17 protein-coding genes and 1 tRNA gene are annotated in these 18,952 nt (G+C 66.3%); 6 read left to right on the top strand and 12 right to left on the bottom strand.

Features of this window, described 5'->3' with window-relative positions; translation table 11 throughout:
• Positions 1-723: 723 nt before the first annotated feature.
• From ACO2Q3_RS17105 to ACO2Q3_RS17145, 9 genes are all read right to left on the bottom strand, one after another.
• Complete coding sequence (locus ACO2Q3_RS17105; RefSeq protein WP_423308685.1) at positions 724-1,140, bottom strand: hypothetical protein; 417 nt, start codon at positions 1,138-1,140, stop codon at positions 724-726.
• A gap of 433 nt (positions 1,141-1,573) precedes the next feature.
• The gene (locus tag ACO2Q3_RS17110) at positions 1,574-1,825 is read right to left on the bottom strand and encodes a hypothetical protein (protein ID WP_423308687.1); all 252 of its coding nucleotides are present in this window, start codon (positions 1,823-1,825) and stop codon (positions 1,574-1,576) included.
• 104 nt (positions 1,826-1,929) lie between these two features.
• A complete protein-coding gene (locus tag ACO2Q3_RS17115) occupies positions 1,930-2,634 on the bottom strand; it encodes an ankyrin repeat domain-containing protein (protein ID WP_423308689.1) in 705 nt (234 codons plus the stop codon).
• A 301-nt stretch (positions 2,635-2,935) separates the two neighbouring features.
• Positions 2,936-3,799 carry an RHS repeat domain-containing protein gene (locus tag ACO2Q3_RS17120; RefSeq protein WP_423308691.1) on the bottom strand — a complete coding sequence of 288 codons (864 nt, stop codon included), beginning with the start codon at positions 3,797-3,799 and terminating at the stop codon, positions 2,936-2,938.
• Positions 3,800-4,261: 462 nt separating this feature from the next.
• On the bottom strand, positions 4,262-4,936 hold the full coding sequence (locus ACO2Q3_RS17125; RefSeq protein WP_423308693.1) for a hypothetical protein: 675 nt from the start codon (positions 4,934-4,936) through the stop codon (positions 4,262-4,264).
• Entirely contained in the window at positions 4,937-7,822 is a 2,886-nt protein-coding gene (locus ACO2Q3_RS17130) for an RHS repeat-associated core domain-containing protein (protein ID WP_423308695.1), read from the bottom strand.
• A 30-nt stretch (positions 7,823-7,852) separates the two neighbouring features.
• Entirely contained in the window at positions 7,853-10,546 is a 2,694-nt protein-coding gene (locus tag ACO2Q3_RS17135) for a discoidin domain-containing protein (protein ID WP_423308697.1), read from the bottom strand.
• Between the two features lie 710 nt (positions 10,547-11,256).
• Positions 11,257-11,331: transfer RNA gene (locus ACO2Q3_RS17140), tRNA-Gly, on the bottom strand.
• Positions 11,332-11,417: 86 nt separating this feature from the next.
• Positions 11,418-12,161, bottom strand: a complete 744-nt coding sequence (locus tag ACO2Q3_RS17145) for a DUF6065 family protein (RefSeq protein WP_423308698.1) — start codon at positions 12,159-12,161, stop codon at positions 11,418-11,420.
• Between the two features lie 81 nt (positions 12,162-12,242).
• On the opposite strand from ACO2Q3_RS17145, the gene ACO2Q3_RS17150 reads away from it, so the two are divergent.
• The 4 genes from ACO2Q3_RS17150 (at position 12,243) to ACO2Q3_RS17165 (ending at position 14,760) form a co-directional block, all read left to right on the top strand.
• The gene (locus ACO2Q3_RS17150; protein WP_423308700.1) at positions 12,243-12,761 is read left to right on the top strand and encodes a prolyl-tRNA synthetase associated domain-containing protein; all 519 of its coding nucleotides are present in this window, start codon (positions 12,243-12,245) and stop codon (positions 12,759-12,761) included.
• Between the two features lie 137 nt (positions 12,762-12,898).
• The gene (gene trxA, locus ACO2Q3_RS17155; RefSeq protein WP_423308702.1) at positions 12,899-13,798 is read left to right on the top strand and encodes a thioredoxin; all 900 of its coding nucleotides are present in this window, start codon (positions 12,899-12,901) and stop codon (positions 13,796-13,798) included.
• A 20-nt stretch (positions 13,799-13,818) separates the two neighbouring features.
• Positions 13,819-14,502 carry an LON peptidase substrate-binding domain-containing protein gene (locus tag ACO2Q3_RS17160; protein WP_423308704.1) on the top strand — a complete coding sequence of 228 codons (684 nt, stop codon included), beginning with the start codon at positions 13,819-13,821 and terminating at the stop codon, positions 14,500-14,502.
• Positions 14,503-14,511: 9 nt separating this feature from the next.
• Positions 14,512-14,760 (top strand): Trm112 family protein, encoded by a 249-nt coding sequence (locus ACO2Q3_RS17165; protein ID WP_423308706.1) that lies wholly within the window; start codon positions 14,512-14,514, stop codon positions 14,758-14,760.
• Positions 14,761-14,965: 205 nt separating this feature from the next.
• On the opposite strand, the gene ACO2Q3_RS17170 is transcribed toward ACO2Q3_RS17165, so the two are convergent.
• On the bottom strand, positions 14,966-15,433 hold the full coding sequence (locus ACO2Q3_RS17170) for a cupin domain-containing protein (RefSeq protein WP_423308708.1): 468 nt from the start codon (positions 15,431-15,433) through the stop codon (positions 14,966-14,968).
• 55 nt (positions 15,434-15,488) lie between these two features.
• On the opposite strand from ACO2Q3_RS17170, the gene dapE reads away from it, so the two are divergent.
• Positions 15,489-16,667 carry a succinyl-diaminopimelate desuccinylase gene (gene dapE, locus ACO2Q3_RS17175; RefSeq protein WP_423308710.1) on the top strand — a complete coding sequence of 393 codons (1,179 nt, stop codon included), beginning with the start codon at positions 15,489-15,491 and terminating at the stop codon, positions 16,665-16,667.
• Positions 16,668-16,887: 220 nt separating this feature from the next.
• On the opposite strand, the gene truA is transcribed toward dapE, so the two are convergent.
• A complete protein-coding gene (gene truA / locus ACO2Q3_RS17180; protein WP_423308712.1) occupies positions 16,888-17,637 on the bottom strand; it encodes a tRNA pseudouridine(38-40) synthase TruA in 750 nt (249 codons plus the stop codon).
• A complete protein-coding gene (gene fmt / locus ACO2Q3_RS17185; protein WP_423308714.1) occupies positions 17,637-18,575 on the bottom strand; it encodes a methionyl-tRNA formyltransferase in 939 nt (312 codons plus the stop codon). The genes truA and fmt overlap by 1 nt, the downstream gene beginning before the upstream one ends.
• A gap of 92 nt (positions 18,576-18,667) precedes the next feature.
• Here fmt and ACO2Q3_RS17190 point away from each other — a divergent pair, with 92 nt between their 5' ends.
• Positions 18,668-18,949: a hypothetical protein gene (locus ACO2Q3_RS17190; RefSeq protein ID WP_423308716.1), complete on the top strand. Its 282-nt coding sequence runs from the start codon at positions 18,668-18,670 to the stop codon at positions 18,947-18,949.
• Positions 18,950-18,952: the final 3 nt, after the last annotated feature.

Here is an 18,952-nt window from a genome sequence, read left to right on the forward strand (position 1 = left end):
CAACGACTGGCGTTACAATCCTGAGGATATGTGAATCCAAAGTTGATAAATGAATTGTTTCAACTTTGTGGCGCCGCCCCCTGGGTTGCACGATGGCGTTTCCGGGCGGTCACGGGTAGCACGCTCGATGCGCGACTGCCTCGCTTGAAATTCTCCTTCGGTCGCAAATTTCCCGGTTGACGAGTTCTTATCAACCTATGGCATCGAAAGCCTTAGTCACCACCGCCGAGATCCCGGTCGCCGAATGATTGTGTCTCTGCGGAGCGCGAAACTGACTTGGCGAGCGAACAAGAAAGGGAGCGACGACTATTCAGCTTGCTCGACGAACGCCTTGGAGGCCCGCCTTCTCCTCCTCCATGGGTTCTGCGGAAGCCCGGGCGAACCAGTCCTGGACATCCGGTTTTGCGCAGCTTTTCTGGAAGCTTTGGCGAGCAGTTGGGGCCGCAAGTCTCTTGCTCTCGCCTCGTGCGAACCGATACCGTAGGCTGTGTGGGCATCGGCGTTCGCGTGCCAGGTCGCGCTCCTTCCACGTGAACGGGTTTGGCCCAACGCGGCTATAGGGGTCTGCGCAAGCACGCGCGTAGCGGGAGTTTATCTTGAAGCGTTAGATGTTGTCAGTCGCCGTCGGGGCTGGCGTGCTGGTTGCTGCGGCCGCCCCGGCCTTTGCGCAGACCTATGCCGATCCGGCCGGATCAGGCGCCATCGTGGGCGCCCTGATTGGATTCAAGGCAGCAGGTGGCCGGCGGTGTCGAACACGTACTGGGTGTTGGCCCCCGAGGCGTCCACGCTGCGCCACACCCGGTGGCCCTGGTAGTCGTAGCCGTAGGTCCCAGCCTCCGACCCGTTCTTCAGCACCTGAACCACCCGCTTCAGGGCATTGTAGTTGTACTGGTAGCTGTCCCCACCGACGGTGCTGTCGGAGTAGAGATCCCCGCCCACGCGCCAGGCGAAGCTGCGCTTGATGGTGCTGCTGGCGTCCTGGATGTTGGCAAGCCGGTTCGACGTGCCCCAGGTGATCTCGTTGTTGGTCGTCGAGACCCCACCCACCGTCGTGTAGAGCCCGATCCGGTTGTACGCCGCATCGTAGGCGTACGACTCCTCGCCCCAAGGGCCGTTCGTGTAGTTCAGTTGGGCGAGCAATGCCGGTTACACAGGCAGGAGCCTTCACCCGCGGGGGCGAACAAGACCGACCACCCCAGATCGATCGCCACCCCGCACGCCGACAGCCCCGACAAGGCTCTGACTTAGCTGGCGATGATGCGCTGCAGGCCGACCTCGGGTCGCCTTCACCGACGTGCGCGAGCGTCGACGTGGTGGTGCAAGTCGAGCGCCGCGGCGGAAGGCGGGTGATTGGGGGGATTCGACTTCAAGACCACGACGACCTGGGCGCCGCGGGTTCGCTGCAAGCGCGGGCGTGACTTGCAGACCTCGCCCCCGAGGATGGGGCTGGCCGGGGCTGCCGGCCGGCGGCTTGGGGGGAGGAAGGGCGGGGCAAGACGCGCTTCCATCTTCTCAAATTCGAGGTTTCGGGAACCGCAGACGCTTACGCCAGCAAATCCAATGTTGGCACCACCTACTGACGCTTGAAGCCGTCAGCCCAAAGTGAGTATTCACGCAGGAAAGCAACTTGATCGACACCCGACCGCGCACAAGAGGCGCTTACACCGCCGCCGAACTTCCTGATCTTTGAAATATCATTCACCACAGCCATCAACAAAATGAAGGCCTGAATCCCCAACGCCACCCAGATCATAAACAAGTCTGGCAAACTTCCGCTAAGCAAGATCAAGACGTTAAGCGGAATCCAACTCAATATCCAGATCATTGGAGACCTTAGCTCCAGAAGGATCATCCTAAAAAGCAAGAATAACATGACAACTCTATCTGTTACGACAGAGGCATTGACGCCTTCCCATCGTTACGGCCCTCCTAATCGCCGCCCCGACTTAAATCGGTATATTGGATTATAGAATCGCTCAACTCGACAAAGCCAGCTTCGCGCGCCAAATCGGCAGCAGACTTGTTCTCATCCGCACTGAGGATCGCCGGATTGGCACCAAATTCCAGAAGCTCTCGGACCATTCCCTCTCGCCCCAACCAAGAACAGTACATCAGAGGGCTCCAACCCATCGGCATTGTTAGTGCATCCACCGGAGCGCCAGCCTGGAGAAGCATTTTCAGGACGTTCGGACAGTCATGCTCAGTAGCGGACCAATGCAAGGCGGTTCTACCCGCGCCGTCAGCCTTGTGACAGTCGCCCCCTTTTTCAAGGATAACCTTCACGATATCGCCGTCTCCTACAGCAGCCGCCCGCATAAGACAGGTGAGCCCATCAACGGATGTTGAGTTCACATCGGCACCATGGGCGATCAAGGCGCAGACCGCTTCAAGGTCATGGTTCTGGGCCGCGTACATGAGGGGCGTGAGGCCGTCTTCGTCACCAATGGATGGATCAGCCCCGAGTCGCATCAACTCATGCGCACAGAGCGAATTTCCAAGTATGATCGACCACAGCAAGGGTGTGAGCTGGTCGTCGGGCTCGTCGATGAGCCTGCCTATATTGGGGACGGAAGCAATGCGATCACACTCTCCAGACTTAATGATCTCAACTAGCACTGACATGACGGCGCTCATTCAATTTTTTAGAATGCAAGAAGGAGTCCGAGGGCTTCGAGGGCGGCTTCGCCGATTGCAACGCCCTCTCCAGCGCCCTCACCCGCAACAATTGGCAAAGGCACGAAGGGCACACCTGGGGGGCGAATCTTGGGCTTAGCCACTGGCCGGCGCGACGCCTCATCGATGGAACGCGGTATCGGCGGTAGGCCAGGTCCATCGTCATCATCCTCCCAGCATCTCAGCTTGTACCACTTATACAATCTGTTCCTCAGACCCTGTTGCAAATCCAGGATCTCTGCGTAGTGCCCACCCGGGACTGTTAGCCGCCCCCCCTCATTCGAAACCCGCCTTTCGCGTCTTCCACCGGGTCATACTTAAGAAATTCTTTCTGTAGTTTCGCAAATTGCAAAAAGATCTCGCCTCGAAGCTTCTTGCACTCCGCCGGACATAGGCCCTCAGGGTCGGAATACGTTAAGGGTTGGTCATAGGCATAAGCAAAAGGATTCTGCCCTGCCTCAATCCCCAGCGGATCGGCCTGCACATAGCGCCCGATGCTGGGGTCGTAGTCGCGATGCCAGTTCTGATGCAGGCCGTTGGTCTCGAGCTGCAGCCACTGGCCCGGCAGGCGCAGGTCGATCGCCTCGCTGGGCGTGCCGAAGGTTCCCGCCTTGCCCCAGGGGTTGACCCAGGCGTCCCACACCTTGGCCTTGGAGGCGTTGGTCAGCACCAGCGGCTCGTCCATCTGGCCGGTGTGGATGTAGTAGATAAACGGCGAGCCCGTGGTCCAGTCGACCACCGCCACCGGCAGGTCGCCCAGCCAGATGTATTCCTTCTGCACCGCCCCGGTTGAGCCGTTGTGCTCGGCCAGCAGGTGGCCGGCGGTGTCGAACACGTACTGGGTGTTGGCCCCCGAGGCGTCCACGCTGCGCCACACCCGGTGGCCCTGGTAGTCGTAGCCGTAGGTCCCAGCCTCCGACCCGTTCTTCAGCACCTGAACCACCCGCTTGAGGGCATTGTAGTTGTACTGGTAGCTGTCCCCGCCGACGGTGCTGTCGGAGTAGAGATCCCCGCCCAGGCGCCAGGCGAAGCTGCGCTTGATGCTGCTGCTGGCGTCCTGGATGTTGGCCAGCCGGTTCGACGTGCCCCAGGTGATCTCGTTGTTCGACGTCGAGACCCCGCCCACCGTCGTGTAGAGGCCGATCCGGTTGTACGCCGCATCGTAGGCGTACGACTCCTCGCCCCAAGGGCCGTTCGTGTAGTTCAGCTGGATGAGTAATGTCGGTCACACAGGCGGGAGCCGTCACCTGTGGGCACGAACAACACGGACCGCCCCAGCTCAATCACCATCCAATGCGCTGGCAGAGATGATGGCCCTGCAGGCCGGCCTCATCGCCTTCACCGACGCGCGCGAGCTGGTGCGCAACATGGTCGACGTATCAGGCCGAGCGCCGCGACGGCCGCCGGGTGATTGGCGAGGCGCGGCTACTAAGGCCGCGGACTGGCCGGCGCGTCTGGCCGCCCGGGTGGGCTGGCCGCGGCGCGCCGCCTGTCACACCCCCTTGTAAGCTCGCTTAACCCTGACCCCACAATCGCAGTCCTCGCTGAGATGCCAGGGCCCGCGCGCCCAAGCAGATTGATCTTGAACTTACATCCACTTCGGAGGTGAAACTTCTCTACCGCAGAGCCGTGACATTTCCGCTGAAACCCAACTCGTGAATTCTGACAGAAATTGCGCGTCGTATCGCTCTCTTATGAATGACCAAACTAGAAATAGCTCAATTCTACCAACTACAGATTCCGACATAAAGTCAGACAGATAGCTCGGAATATCGCTAGTTAGCGAAACAAGCCAAGAATCCCAGGGCGATCCGCTGTTTTGCCGCAATAGATCAAAATCGACATCAACAATCATCTCATTGAATATCTCCGATACGAGCTTCGACCTCGACTCGTTCGCCGGATATTCAATATTGCCAGACATCACTGACCGGCAAAAATCCGTGTATTGCGGCACCGCCCCACCAAAAGATGATGGATTTATGTCGTATTCAATAATGTCTTTCGCAACAAAATCTATATACCCTCCCGAAACATTTCGATCTATCGCAGATGATAGCATATTGACTGTACTAAAGACTCGCTCCTTTGAAAAGTCTACACACCAGTAAACCTCCTCTCCACGCATGAACCCCTTAACAATAGAACGGCATTCCTCGCGAAGCCCCTCGAGACCTTCGAGAATAGGGAAGTTCCGCCGCGCAGCCTCTGCGAACCAATCGGCACTCAAGAGCATCGCTATGCGGTCCGCCACCGCCGCCATCTAGAATCGCCCCATCGGATTTATTGGAATGCCCAGGTTTGCTATCGCGTCGGCCCCATATGGCACTTTGCATCCTTTCATCCGAGCTTCCCGGATGAGATTTTTCAAACGGGTCTGCCAGCCCTCCGCTTGCTGAACGTGCCCTTGCCAAGAGCCCGAGCCTTTGGGAGCGCCTGGGCCGGGACGATTGAAGCTGCCGCCGAATAGCTGGTGCCGATCATTTGCAAGGTCGGCGATTCTCTTTACCACCATCGACATCGCCTCATAGATCTGGCGTTGAAGCCTCTCACAATCGCAATCCTTCTTCTTCTTCAACTGATCCGCAACGGCCTGGGCCGCTTTTGCGGCAGCAACAGCGTCGCTGATCGCGTCCGCGGCAGCACCTACCCAGCAAACCGGTTGAGCGGGGTCGACACAGGTTGCCTCCGCCGGATTGGGCACGAGACCCAGCGGGTCGCTGAAATCCAGGGGATCGTTGTTGGCATAGGCATATACATTCTGTCCCGCCGCGATCCCCAGAGGGTCGGCCTGCACATACCGCCCGATGCTGGGGTCGTAGTCGCGATGCCAGTTCTGATGCAGGCCGTTGGTCTCGAGCTGGAGCCACTGGCCCGGCAGGCGCAGGTCGATCGCCTCGCTGGGCGTGCCGAAGGTTCCCGCCTTGCCCCAGGGGTTGACCCAGGCGTCCCACACCTTGGCCTTGGAGGCGTTGGTCAGCACCAGCGGCTCGTCCATCTGGCCGGTGTGGATGTAGTAGATAAACGGCGAGCCCGTGGTCCAGTCGACCACCGCCACCGGCAGGTCGTCCAGCCAGATGTATTCCTTCTGCACCGCCCCGGTTGAGCCGTTGTGCTCGGCCAGCAGGTGGCCGGCGGTGTCGAACACGTACTGGGTGTTGGCCCCCGAGGCGTCCACGCTGCGCCACACCCGGTGGCCCTGGTAGTCGTAGCCGTAGGTCCCCGCCTCGGACCCGTTCTTCAGCACCTGAACCACCCGCTTCAGGGCGTTGTAGTTGTACTGGTAGCTGTCCCCACCGACGGTGCTGTCGGAGTAGAGATCCCCGCCCAGGCGCCAGGCGAAGCTGCGCTTGATGGTCCCGCTGTTGTCCTGGATGTTGGCAAGCCGGTTCGACGTGCCCCAGGTGATCTCGTTGTTCGACGTCGTGACCCCGCCCACCGTCGAATAGAGTCCGATCCGGTTGTACGCCGCATCGTAGGCGTACGACTCCTGGCCCCACGGACCGTTCGTGTAGTTCAGCTGGCCGGCGTTGGTGTAGGAGATGTAGGTGGTGCGCCCGGTCCCGGCGTTGTCGTCCACCTCGCCCATCCGGCCGTCGTCGTACCACTGGAAGCCCAGGTCGAGCGGGGTGGTGGTTCCCGCGTTAACCTTGGTCTCGGTCAGCCAGTAGTTCTGGTCGTAGGTGCGGGTGAGGTTCAGGCCGTTGCCGTAGGTCAGGCCGGTGAGCGGGCCGAACGGCGCGTAGGTGACGCTGGTGGCCACGTTGACCGCGCTGGACCCGGCAGTCTGTTTGGTGGTGACGCCGGTGATCAGCCCGTCGGTGGTGCGCGCGATCAGCACGATGCGGCCGGAGGGATAGGTGATCTGGATCACCTTGCCGTTGGCGTCGTAGGCGTAGCCGACGGTGTAGCCGTTACCCTGGATCACCTTGGCGTCGGCCACCAGCCGCCCCTGGGCGTCGTAGGTCAGGTGGGTGGATCCGGACTGCTCGGCGACATTGGTCAACCGGCCGACGCCGGCGTTGCCGCTGGTGGTCTGGTCGTAGGTATAGGTGACCGTCTCGGCCGCATCGCCCGGGAAGGTCTTGGACGTCAGCCGGTTCAGGGCGTCGTAGGCGAAGTCGGTCTCCTCGCTGTCGCCGTCCACCAGCTTGGTCAGGTTGCCGGCGCTGTCGTACCAGTAGCTGCGCGTCCCGCGGTCGGGGCTGACCTCCTGGATCACCCGGCCGAAGCCGTCGACGGTGCGGGTGGTGGCCAGGCTGCGCCCGTCGGTGTGGGTCGTCAGGTTGTCCTGGCCGTCGTAGGCGTACTGCACCGTGTTGCTGAGCGGATCGGTGTCGGTGATCGCCCGGTTCAGCGGGTCGAACGCCGTCTGCCGCGTGTGGCTGAGCGGGTCGGTGGTCGAGGTCAGGTTGCTCAGCTTGTCGTAGGCGAAGCTGGTGGTCTGGGTCGCCGCGCCGGCAGCGCCGATCGACTTCAGCAGCCGGCCCAGCTCGTCGTAGGCGGCGGTGCGCTGCTGGGTGATGGTGCTGGAGGCGTTCTTGGTGGTCTGCGACAGCTGGTCGCCGTTGGCGTCGTAGCTGAAGGCCTGGGTCTCGCCGCGGTTGTTGGTGATCAGGGTCACCCGGCGGGCGTCGTCGTAGGCGTACTGCAGGTAGCCGCCGCCGGGCAGGGTCACCTGCGAGACGTCGCCCATCGCCGTGTAGGCGAACTGGTACTGCGACTGGCTGGCCCCCGGGTTCACGGTCGCCGTCAGCACCCGGCCATGGATGTCGTAGCTGAAGGTGGTGACGACGCTGTTCGGGTCGGTGACTGAGGTCGGGGCGCCGCGCCAGTCCCAGGCGGTGACTGTGGTGACGTGGCTGAGGGCGTCGGTGACCGTCGCGAGGTAGCCGCTGGAATTATAGGTATAGGTGGTGGTGTGGCTGTTGGGGTCGGTGGCCGTCAGCAGCTGACCCGCCGCGCTCCAGGTGTAGCTCCAGGTGCGCGTGCGCCCGTTGGTGGCGTAGGGCGTGGTGAAGCTGGTGGTGTCGGTCTGGACGATCGACGTCGGCCGGCCCGTCGACAGGGCGTGCGCGGCGCCGCCGCAGAAGAGGCTGGTCCAGATGGCCGCCGCCACCGCACAGCCCAGGGTCACCAAGCGAGACATGGGACGATACTCCAAGCGCATGGGCTGCGATCAGTGGTAGTAGGGGTCGGTGAAGGTGTGGGCCTCGCCGGAGGTCCAGGCGGAGGGGTGGAGCAGCGGGAACGCCTCGCGCCAGGTCACCCCGTCATCCGAATAGGCCATGCTGCCGGACGTCACGGTCTCGACGTAGGTGCTGTTGTTGGGCGCGGTCAGCCGCACCTCGGCCAGGGGGACCGCCGAGGCGAACTGGTATTGGATCCACTGGTCCGGACTGGTGTACGTCGACCGCCAGGACGTGGAGGCGTTGCCGTCGTGCGCGTAGCTCGGCGGATTGGGCCCAGCGGTGTAGTAGGATGCGGCGCTGACGGTGGCGCTACCGATCTCGTCCGCGGCGCCGGGCGTCGCGTGATATTGCAGCTCCGCCACGGAATACTGGCCGCTGGCGTGTGAGCCGAACTCGGCGCGCCAGTAGAGATGGCTGCCCCAGAACGAGCCCGTGTAGCTGTAAGCCGGGTCGACGAAGAGCCGCGTCTCGCCAAGGCTCCAGCCGGTCTGACCGCTGACTGTCCAGGCCGACGTCCAGGTGTTGCCGTCCGGCGACCACTCCACGGCGAAGTCGGAGGGCGGCCCGGTGGTTGAGTCGGTGGGCGCGGTGACGGCGACCCCGCGGATCGTCTTCGAGACCCCGGCGCCGAAGTCGAAGATCCACCAGGTGTTGGTGTAAGGCGGACCGCTGGAGCCGTTCACCAGGCTCGTCTCGGTGGAGATCGCCCCATCCCGTGCGTTCGCCGGCGGATAGCTGGAGTTGTAGTTCGACGTCCAGTTCGCCGCCGCGGTGCGCCCCGCCTCACCGCCGCCGGCCGTCTCATACAGCTGCAGGTCTGCGATGTTGGTGTAGTAGTTGCCACCCCCGTAGGCGCCGTTGGAATTGGTGATCCGGATCCGCCAGTAGCGCTTGTTGTTCAGCACCCCGCCGCCCGCGGCGCCGCCGCCGGCGGTGGTGTCGTAGGTGTAGCTGGTGGTCACCCCGGGCGCGACGACCTGGCTTGGCAGCCGGCGCGTGGCGTCCCAGGTGGTCGTGCTGGTGCGCGCCGAGGTCGTGCCGCTGGCCTCGACGGTCTGGTCCGCCATGCCGCGTGGATCGCGGGTGTAGGTCGTCACGGCCCCCTTCTCGTCGGTGTGCGAGGAGACGAAGCTGTCCGAGCCATAGGCGTACGCGGTGGTGGTGGCGGGCGTGTTGGCGGTGGCCGCGCTGTTGACCGAGCTCAGCGAGATCTGGTTGGAGCTCGACCGGGCGAAGGTGTAGGTGAACTGCTTGCCCAGCGCATTGGTGACCGTGCGCGTGAACGTCGACGGACCGGCGCTGATCGTCCCGTAGGCGACGGTCGCGCTGTCCGCGCCAGAGGGGCCGGTGCTGTTCGTCGCCCGACCCTGGCTGTCATAGGTGACTGACCAGCGCTGCACGCCATTCTTGTCCAGGATCGCCGTCAGGGCGTTGGGGAAGCTGGCGTTGCCGTATTGGTAGCTGACCTGATCCTGCACCACGCCGGAGGCGTCCAGGTACTGCACCTGCGACAGGCGGTCCGGCTCGACGAAGCCGGTCCCGAATGAGCCGACTGTGTCGTAATTGTACTTGATGGTGTAGCCGCCCGGCAGGTGCACCGCCGAGATCGCCCGCACCGCGGCAAATCCGCCGGCCGCCCGCGCATCGTTGACGATCCAGTCGAACGTCATCTGCTTGCCGAACGAGTCGGTGATCGCCAGCAGCTGGTAGGGGGTGGCGTAGGAGAAGGTCCACTGCACGCCGTCGCGCCGGATCATCGTCACCGGCCGGGCGATGTCGTAGAGGCCGGTCTGCGGATCCAGGAAGGTTTGCAGGGTCCAGGTGGTGTCGTCGCCGTCGGTCAGCGTCCACTGGGTGGAGGCGCTGGTCAGGGTGCTGAGGGAAGCCGGCCAGCTGCCGACGAAGGCCAGGGTCAGGTCGGTCTGCGGCTGGCTGTAGCTGCTGCTGACGAACGGTTTCAGCGTGCCGTCGGTAGCCTTGTAGAAGGCCAGTCCGCGGCCGTCCGGCGTCGTCAGCGCCAGGATGCTGTAGTTGGTCCAGTCCGATCCCAGATGCAGTTCGTACTGGAAGTCGAACAACCAGTTGGTCATGCCCAGCGGATCGGCGATCGGTTGGCTGGCCGCCCCCTGGTAGCCCAGGCTGCTGTAGATGCGGTGCAGGCGCAGCGATCCGTCCGCGGTCGAAAAGTCGTCGACCTGGAACGACTTGTTGCCGCTCAGGATGTCGATGGGATGGTCCGTCAAGACGTTCGGCGTGCCGCCCCCGTTCTGGCCGCAGTTGCACGGCTGCGAGGGGACCTGGTCCAGGCCGGGGCACTTGCCGCTGACGGGACTGGATCCGTCGGGGCAGACGTAGAAGACGGCGGACGGCCCGCTGTCGCCGATGTGCCAGACCCAGTGGCAGTTCTTCACCGACCAGTATTGGGTATCGGTGTAGGGCTCATAGGGACCGATGTGGGTGTACGCGTATTCCTGGAACTGCCGCTGGCAGGCCTGCTGTGGATTGCTGTAGCAAGCGCCGCCGCCGGGGATCACCGTGCTCCAGCAATTGCCCGTCAGGGACTGGGCCTGGGCCTGGGGCGGCGCGCCCGCCACGGTCACCAGCCCCAGCAATATGGCCAGCACGCTTGAAGCCAGGCCGACGGGAACACCAAGCCGCCGAGCAAACGCCACGATACGCATGAACGCCCCCGCTTACGCCCGATATGCGGGATCGCTCCCGCCTACGCTTGATAAGCGCCGTATCACACCCATAGGGCGATATCACTTCAAACAATTTTCTCCAGTCGTAAATTTCTCTCTTGACGAGATAAACTCAACCAGCAGGCGGGTAGATTTCAAGCTTGTGTCACCCGTGGTCTCGATGGCTCCAAAAATGGCGGACAAGCGGGAGGCTAGAGCCCCTCACAACCATGAGATGATAGCATGTTCCAAAGCCGCCGATACCGCCTGGCGTGGGCGCGCACGAAGAGTCTGCGGCGGCGACGTCAGCTTGTTGCAACGCCACGCGCCCCTTCAAGAACAACTCTTCCATAGACGGAGGCGCGCGAGCTTCCATGACTAGAACTTCATGCGGTCTGCTGTCGCCGGCGCCAAATCACTCACCCCTCAAGTCAGCTCGTCGCCTGAGGCTCAATCTTCACGTATGGAGCAATGACGTCTCACAGACGAACTCTTGAGGGGCGGCTCGATTAGGCGACACCCTTCGCTCCACATCACTGAGCGGGAGAGGAGCCCAGCGCCCGACGTTCAAAGGCGCCGAGACCGGGCCTTGGACGAGGCGTGGCGTGGCGTGGCGTGGCGTGGCGTGGGGGCGATGGCGGCGCCCTGTCCGACAATCAGAAATTGGCCCTTGCGGGCCGACTCAACCACCTGATTCTCTTAAACAAAAATGGAGCGGGCGATGAGATTCGAACTCACGACCCCAACCTTGGCAAGGTTGTGCTCTACCCCTGAGCTACGCCCGCGCTCCTGGGCCGCCCAGTGGGCCGCCCGATCGGGAGGCGGCTTATCGCAGAGGCTTTCCCGGTTTGCAAGGGGGCTCTGACGGTTTTCAGAACCCCAGCTTCAGCGGCTTCAGCCGCCGCTTGTTGGTGTGCGACTTGGGGGCCGGGCCGGTGTCTTCCGGCAGCTCGCCGCGGAAATAGTAGCGCTGCCAGGCCTCCTTCACCGCGCCGGACTCGCGCTTGAAGAGCTTGGCGTTGAAGTCGTCGCGCTGGCGCCGCCAGGCCTCGTACTGGCCGATCAGGTCCTGGTCGCGCTCGAGCGACTTCTGCACCAGGTCGAAGTCCTCCAGCGGCTTGTCCTGCATCAGGGTGATGAAGCAGAACGGCTCGCCCTTGGTGAAGCGCACCCGCCCGGGGCGGGTGAAGATCCAGTTCATGGTGAAGGGGAACGGCAGCCAGTCGGTCTCCACCAGGCCCATCAGCGGCTGGATGCCGTCCTTGACGTGGTTGGGCGGCCCCATCACCCAGGTCGACCAGCCCTCGGGCGTGCGGAACAGGTACTGCGGGTGGAAGGTCAGCACCCCGTGGCTGAAGTGGCTGACGACGATCTCGTGCAGGTTCGGCACGGGATGGTCCGGAGTGATCTTGATGTCCGCCTGGCTGAGGCCGCCGTTCCATTCGGCGGTGAAGCTGATCGGGCAGAGGATCTCCCACCCCGTGGTGTTGGCCATGGCCAGCGGCAGGCAGCGGTAGGGATGGCGGTCGAAGAACTTGTCCATCCAGGCGCGCTGCGGGCGGCCGGGCACGATGTCCGGCGGGCGGGCGTTGGTGGGGAAGGCCTCGAGCTGCATGGCGTGTCCTGGGCGGGGGTGGTGAACTCTAGGTTTGGCGAACCTCTAGCCGCGTGGCGGCCGCTGTGCAAAGAGCGCCGCATGAAGACCCGCGCCGAGCTGATGGCCTTCCTGGATGCGGAGGGCGTCGACCATGCCACGCTGGAGCACCCGGCGATCTTCCGCGTCGGCGAGGGCGAGGCGATCAAGGCCGCCCTGCCCGGCGGGCACACCAAGAACCTGTTCCTGAAGGACGCCAAGGACCAGCTGTGGCTGATCTCGGCCCTGGGCGAGACGCGCATCGACCTGAAGCGGCTGCCGCCGGTGATCGGCTCGGCGCGGCTGTCGTTCGGCAATGAGGCGCTGATGCTGGCCCACCTGGGGGTGACGCCGGGATCGGTCACCGCGCTGGCGCTGATCAACGATCCGGACCACCGCGTGCGCTTCGTGCTGGACGCCGCCCTGGCCGCCGCCGATCCCGTGAATTTCCATCCGCTGACCAACACCGCCACCACCACCCTGAGCCAGGCCGGCTTCCGGCGGTTCCTGGCCGCCCTGGGCCGCGAGCCGCAGATCGTCGACTTCAGCCGCGTGGGCGAGGGCGCGGCGCAGACCTCCTGAGTCCGAGGATCGAACCCTTCTACGACGCCAGCGTTCTCTGGCGCGTTGCAGGACGGCCCGCGCGGGACCATCTTAGGCCGCAGTTTCCAGAATTGACTGGCCAGACCCTTAGTCCAGACCCTTAGTACGGAGGGGACATGTCCCTGATCGGAGCCACCGCCCAAGCCGCGCCGGCCGGCGACCTCATCAAGGAAGGCAGCGACGCCAGCTTCGCGGCCGACGTGATCGACGCCTCGCGCGACCAGCTGGTGATCGTCGACTTCTGGGCCACCTGGTGCGGCCCCTGCAAGCAGCTGACCCCGACGCTGGAGAAGGTGGTGACCGCCGCCAAGGGGGCGGTGAAGCTGGTCAAGATCGACGTCGACAAGAACCCGGTCTACGCCGGCCAGCTGCGCGTGCAGTCGATCCCCACGGTCTACGCCTTCAAGGACGGCCGGCCGGTGGACGGCTTCATGGGCGCCCTGCCCGAGAGCCAGGTGAAGGCCTTCATCGACCGCCTGGCCGGGCCGGCCGCGCCCTCGGACATCGACGAGCTGCTGGCCATGGCCAGGGAGTCGGTCGAGGTCGGCGACATCGGCGGCGCCGCCCAGGCCTATGCCCAGGTGCTACAGCTGGAGCCGGAGAATGTCGCGGCGATCGGCGGCCTGGCCCGCTGCTATCTCGACGGCGGCGACCTGGAGCGCGCCCGCGAGGTGGCCGAGATGGCCCCGGCGGACGCCAGGAACGGCGATCTGGAGAGCGTGCGCGCGGCGCTGAAGCTGGCCGAGGCGGCGCCGTCGGAAACCTCGGAATTCGAGCAGCGCCTGGCCGCCGACCCCAACGACCACGCGGCCCGGCTGGAACTGGCCAACGCCCTGGCCGGCCGCGGCGACCTGCAGGGCGCCGTGGACCAGCTGCTGACCATCATCGAACGCGACCGCGCCTGGAACGACGAGGCGGCGCGCAAGCAGCTGCTGACGGTGTTCGAGGCCGCCGGCATGGCCTCCGACATCACCAAGCAGGGCCGGCGGCGGCTGTCGGCGATCCTGTTCTCCTGAGCCAGCAGAAGGGGGCCGCCATGGTCGCCGGGAACTACCGCAAGATCGAGGACCTGCCGCAGGTGATCCCGGTGTTCCCGCTGGACGGGGCCCTGCTGCTGCCGGGCGGCGCCCTGCCGCTGCAGATCTTCGAGCCGCGCTATCTGAACATGATCGACGACGTCATGGCGGGCGACCGGCTGATCGGCATGGTGCAGACCCGCCCCGGCGGCGAGCGCGCCCGGCCGAAACTGGCGCGGGTGGGCTGCGCCGGGCGGATCACCAGCTATTCGGAGACCGGCGACGGCCGCTACCTGATCACCCTGACCGGGGTGTGCCGCTTCGAGGTCGGCGAGGAGCTGCCGACGCCGACCCCCTATCGCCAGGTCAAGGCGGACTACGGCCTGTTCGCCCACGACCTGAAGGAAGACGTCGAGGAGCTCGAGTTCGAGCGGGCGCCGTTCCTGACCGTGCTGCGCCGCTACCTCGACCAGCGCGGCCTGGACATCGAGTGGGAGGCCGTCAACGTCGCCCCCGCCCCGGCCCTGGTCAACAGCCTGTCGATGCTGCTGCCGTTCGACCCCGCCGAGAAGCAGGCCCTGCTGGAGGCGCCCGGCCTGGAGGAGCGCCGCGCCGCCCTGGCGGCGCTGCTGGAGATCGATGCCGGGCTGTACGAGGCGGGCCTGGGCGACGACGACGATGACGAGCCGCCCTCGCTGCAGTAGACGGGCGCCATGACCGACGCCGAAATCACCCCCGAACCGGCTCCCCCCGAGGCCGCCGCCGACTCCACGCCGCAGTCCGCCCCCGTCGATCCGCGCCTGCTGGAGGTGCTGGTGTGCCCGGTCACCCGCGGCCCGCTGGAGTACGACCGCGCCCGCGGCGAACTGATCAGCCGCGGCGCCCGCCTGGCCTACCCGATCCGCGACGGCGTGCCGATCATGCTGCCGGAGGAGGCCCGCGAGCTCGGCGAGGGGGAATAGCGGGCGCGGCGGCGCCCCGTCGCCCGACACAGCGCCCTCCCACTGTCATCCCGGAATGGGCGTCAGCCCATATCCGGGACCGCCGGAGGCGCTGACGTTTCTCGGACGTAGCGGGCGCCGACGCCTGCCGCGGTCCCGGATATCCGCTGCGCGGATTCCGGGATGACAGAAGGGGGATGGGAGGCGAAGAGCGGGCGGCCCCCCCCTACCCCTCCGTCACCGGATAGGGCGCGCCGTCGCGGTGCAGGTAGCCGGGGCCGTGGGGGTTGCTGACCATGTCGATGTCCGGATAGTCGCAGACGTCCTCGGCGTACCCCGTGCCGATCTCCAGCACTGTCGCCGGCGCGCCGGAGCGGTTGACCAGGTGGTGGCCGTCGGGGTCGCCGGCCTTGAAGGCGGCGCAGTCGCCGGGGCGCAGCACCTCCTCGCCGGCGTCGGTGATCAGGGTCAGCTCGCCGGACACCACCCAGACGAACTCGTCCTCGTGCGTGTGCCAGTGCCGCTGGCTGGACCAGGACCCGGGCTGGATCACGGTCAGGTTGACGCCGAACTGGGTCAGGCCCGCGCCGCGCGCCAGGCGGCGGCAGAGCTGGCCCTCGCAGGGTTGGTTGAACGGCGCGGGATAGTTGCTGCCGGCCAGCACGGGCATGGCGTCGATGTCGATCTTCTTCATCGTCAAGGTTCCCAGGGGTTTGCGGCGGCCTGAAGGGCACCGTAAAGGACGCCTCATGACAACCGCCGTCACCATTGCCCCCCCGATCGTCCCTATCGATGCGGTCGAGCTGACCCGCGAGCTGATCCGCCGCAACTCGGTGACGCCGGCCGACGGCGGGGCCATGGACGTGGTGCAGCGCGCCCTGGAAGGACTGGGCTTCGCCTGCCGGCGGATGAAGTTCGGCGAGATCGAGAACCTCTACGCCCGGCGCGGCCTGCAGGGGCCGAACCTGTGCTTCGCCGGCCATACCGACGTGGTGCCGGTGGGCGACGAGGGCGCCTGGAGCGTCGGGCCGTTCGAGGCGGCGCTGAAGGACGGCATCCTGATCGGCCGCGGGGCGGTGGACATGAAGAGCGCCATCGCCGCCTTCATCGACGCCACGGCGCAGACCCTGGCGGCCGGCGAGCCGCGCGGATCGATCTCGCTGCTGATCACCGGCGACGAGGAAGGCATCGCCGTCGACGGCACCAAGGCCGTGGTGGCGGCGCTGCAGGCCGAGGGCGAGGGCATCGACCACTGCGTGGTGGGCGAGCCCACTTCCAGCGCCACCATGGGCGACATGATCAAGATCGGCCGCCGCGGCTCGATCAACGCCACGATCACCGTCGAGGGCCGACAGGGGCACGTGGCCTATCCGCAGCGCGCGGCCAACCCCGTTCCCGTGCTGATCCGCTATCTGGCCGCCGTGCAGGACAAGGTGCTGGATCAGGGCTACCAGGGCTTCCAGCCGTCGAACCTGGAGGTGACCACCGTCGACGTCGGCAATGCCGCCACCAACGTGATCCCGGCCCAGGCGACCGCCCGGGTGAACATCCGCTTCAATCCCGGCCACACCGGCGCGTCCCTGGCCCAGTGGCTGACCGAGGAGGGCGAGAAGGCCGGGGCGGGCTTTGCCGGCAAGGTGACGGTGAAGACCCACATCAGCGGCGAGGCCTTCCTCACCGCGCCGGGCGACTTCACCGAGGTGGTGGCCGGCGCCGTGAAGGCCGAGACCGGGGTCGAGCCGGACCTCTCCACCACCGGCGGCACCTCCGACGCCCGCTTCATCCGCGCCCTGTGCCCGGTGGTCGAGTTCGGCCTGGTGGGAACCACCATGCACGCGGTCGACGAACGCGCGCCGGTCAGCGAGATCCGCACCCTGACGGCCGTCTACAAGCGGCTGATCGCCGACTATTTCGCGAAGTTCGGCTGAGGTCGGCGGCGGCGCCTCACCTCCGAAAGAGAGGTGAAGGCCTTGGCAGGCCTTGCGGAGCTCCCTTTCTCTTCCCCCACTGGGGGAAGTACGGCCGAAGGCCGGGATGGGGGCTGAAGCGCGCCCGCGACGGGGCGAAAGTCCGCTCTCCGCTGGAGCCCCCTACCCCCGCTTCGCGGGTACTTCCCCCAGTGGGGGAAGAGAAGCGGTGTCCGGGCCCCTACTCCGTGTCCGGATAATCCACGCCCACCAGGCACAGGCCGTGCGCCGGGGCCACCGGGCCGCAGGCGGTGCGGTCCCGTGCCTGCAGCGCGGCGACCAGGTCGTCCGCGCCCCAGCGGCCGACGCCGACCTCGGCGATCGAGCCGGTCATCGAGCGCACCTGGCGGTGCAGGAACGAGCGCGAGGCGAACGCCAGCCGCACCTCGTCGCCCTCGCGCCACACCCGCACCTGGTCCAGCGTCTTCATCGGCGACTTGGCCTGGCAGGCGGCGTCGCGGAAGGTGGTGAAGTCGTGGTGACCCACCAGGCCCTGGGCGGCGGCGTGCATGGCCGCGGCGTCCAGCGGCTTCTTGACGTGCCAAACCCGCCCCTGGTCCAGGGCCGGCGGCCCGGGGCGGTTGAGGATGCGGTAGAGGTAGCGCCGGCCGGCGGCCGAGAAGCGGGCATGGAAGGGTGGCGGCGCCAGGGCCACGTCCAGCACGGCCACGGGCTGCGGCACGAGGTGGGCGTTCAGCGCATTCATCACCACCTCGCACCGCCAGTCCCGGGTCAGGTCGATGTGGATCACCTGGCCGGAGGCGTGCACCCCGGTGTCGGTGCGCCCCGCCGCCTGCAGGCGAATCTCTTCGCCGGTGAAGGCCTTGACCGCGGCCTCGACGGCGCCCTGCACGGTGGGCAGGCCGTCCTGCGCCTGGAAGCCCTTGTACGGACGACCGTCGTATTCCAGCGTCAGCCGATAGCGCGGCATCAGCCCAGCACCGTCCCGGCCCTGACCGGAAAGCCGCGCAGGAAATCGGCGGCGTCCTGGGCCGCGCGGCCCTCGCGCTGGGCGCGCAGGATGCGCACCGCCCCACCGCCGCAGGCGATCAGCAGGTCGTCGTCGAGGACCTCGCCCGGCGCGCCGTCGGCATCCCCATCGGTGTCCTCGAACCGGCAGAGCAGCGCCTTGACCCGCACGGACCCCTTGTCGGAGGGCGCCGTGAACCAGGCGCCGGGGAACGGCGACAGGCCGCGGATCTGCAGGTCCACCGCCTGGCCGGGGCGGTCCCAGCGGATGCGCGCCTCCTTCGGGCGGATCTTCCTGGCGTAGGTGACCCCCTCGGCCGGCTGCGGCGTCTCGCGCGCGGTCCCCGCGGCCACCTGGCGCATCGTCTGCGCCATCAGCGCCGCGCCCGCGGGCGCCAGGCGGTCGTGCAGCGTGCCGGCGGTGTCCAGCGGGCCGATGCGCAGGGTGGTGGTGGCCAGCACCGGCCCCTCGTCGAGGCCTTCGGTCATGCGCATCACCTCGGCCCCGGTCTGGGCGTCGCCGGCCATCAGCGCCCGCTGGATCGGCGCGGCGCCACGCCAGCGGGGCAGCAGCGAGGCGTGCAGGTTGAAGCAGCCCAGGCGCGGCGCGTTCAGCACGTCGGCCGTGAGGATCTGGCCGAACGCCACCACCACCGCCGCATCGAGGTCGAGGGCGGCGAAGGCGGCGATCTCCTCGGGCGCCTTCATCGACACCGGGGTGCGCACGGTCAGGCCGTGACGCTCTGCGAAGGCGTGCACCGGCGAGGGCCGCAGCGCCTGGCCGCGGCCGCGCGGCGCGGGGGGCTGGGAATAGACGCAGGCGACGTCGTGGCCGTCCTCGATCAGGGCGGCCAGGGTCGGGACGGCGAAGTCCGGGGTTCCCAGGAAGGCGATGCGCATGGGCAAGGCTTTAGCGACTGGCGGCGGCGGCTGGAACCCCGCGCGGAACCGAGGGCGTGGGGCGCCGTTGGCACAGCAACGGAGACCTGCCCATGCGCCCGATCCTCACCCTCGCCGCCCTGGTGGCCCTGGCCGCCGCCGGCGCCTGCAGCCGCCATGACCAGTCACAGGCCCAGCGCGACGCCCACAACGTCGTGGCCGACGCCAGGCTCGGCGTGCGCAAGCTCGCCGCCAGCGCCGACGTGGCCAAGGCCAGGGCCGAGGTCAGGAAGACCGCGGACCAGGCCAAGCGCGAACTGAAGGAGACCGGCGACCAGGCCCGCGCCGCCGTGCGCGGCACGGCGCACGAGGTGAAGCGCAAGTCGGACAGCTGAGGG

The sequence above is a fragment of the Caulobacter sp. KR2-114 genome (assembly GCF_049446115.1).
Taxonomy (GTDB): domain Bacteria; phylum Pseudomonadota; class Alphaproteobacteria; order Caulobacterales; family Caulobacteraceae; genus Acaudatibacter.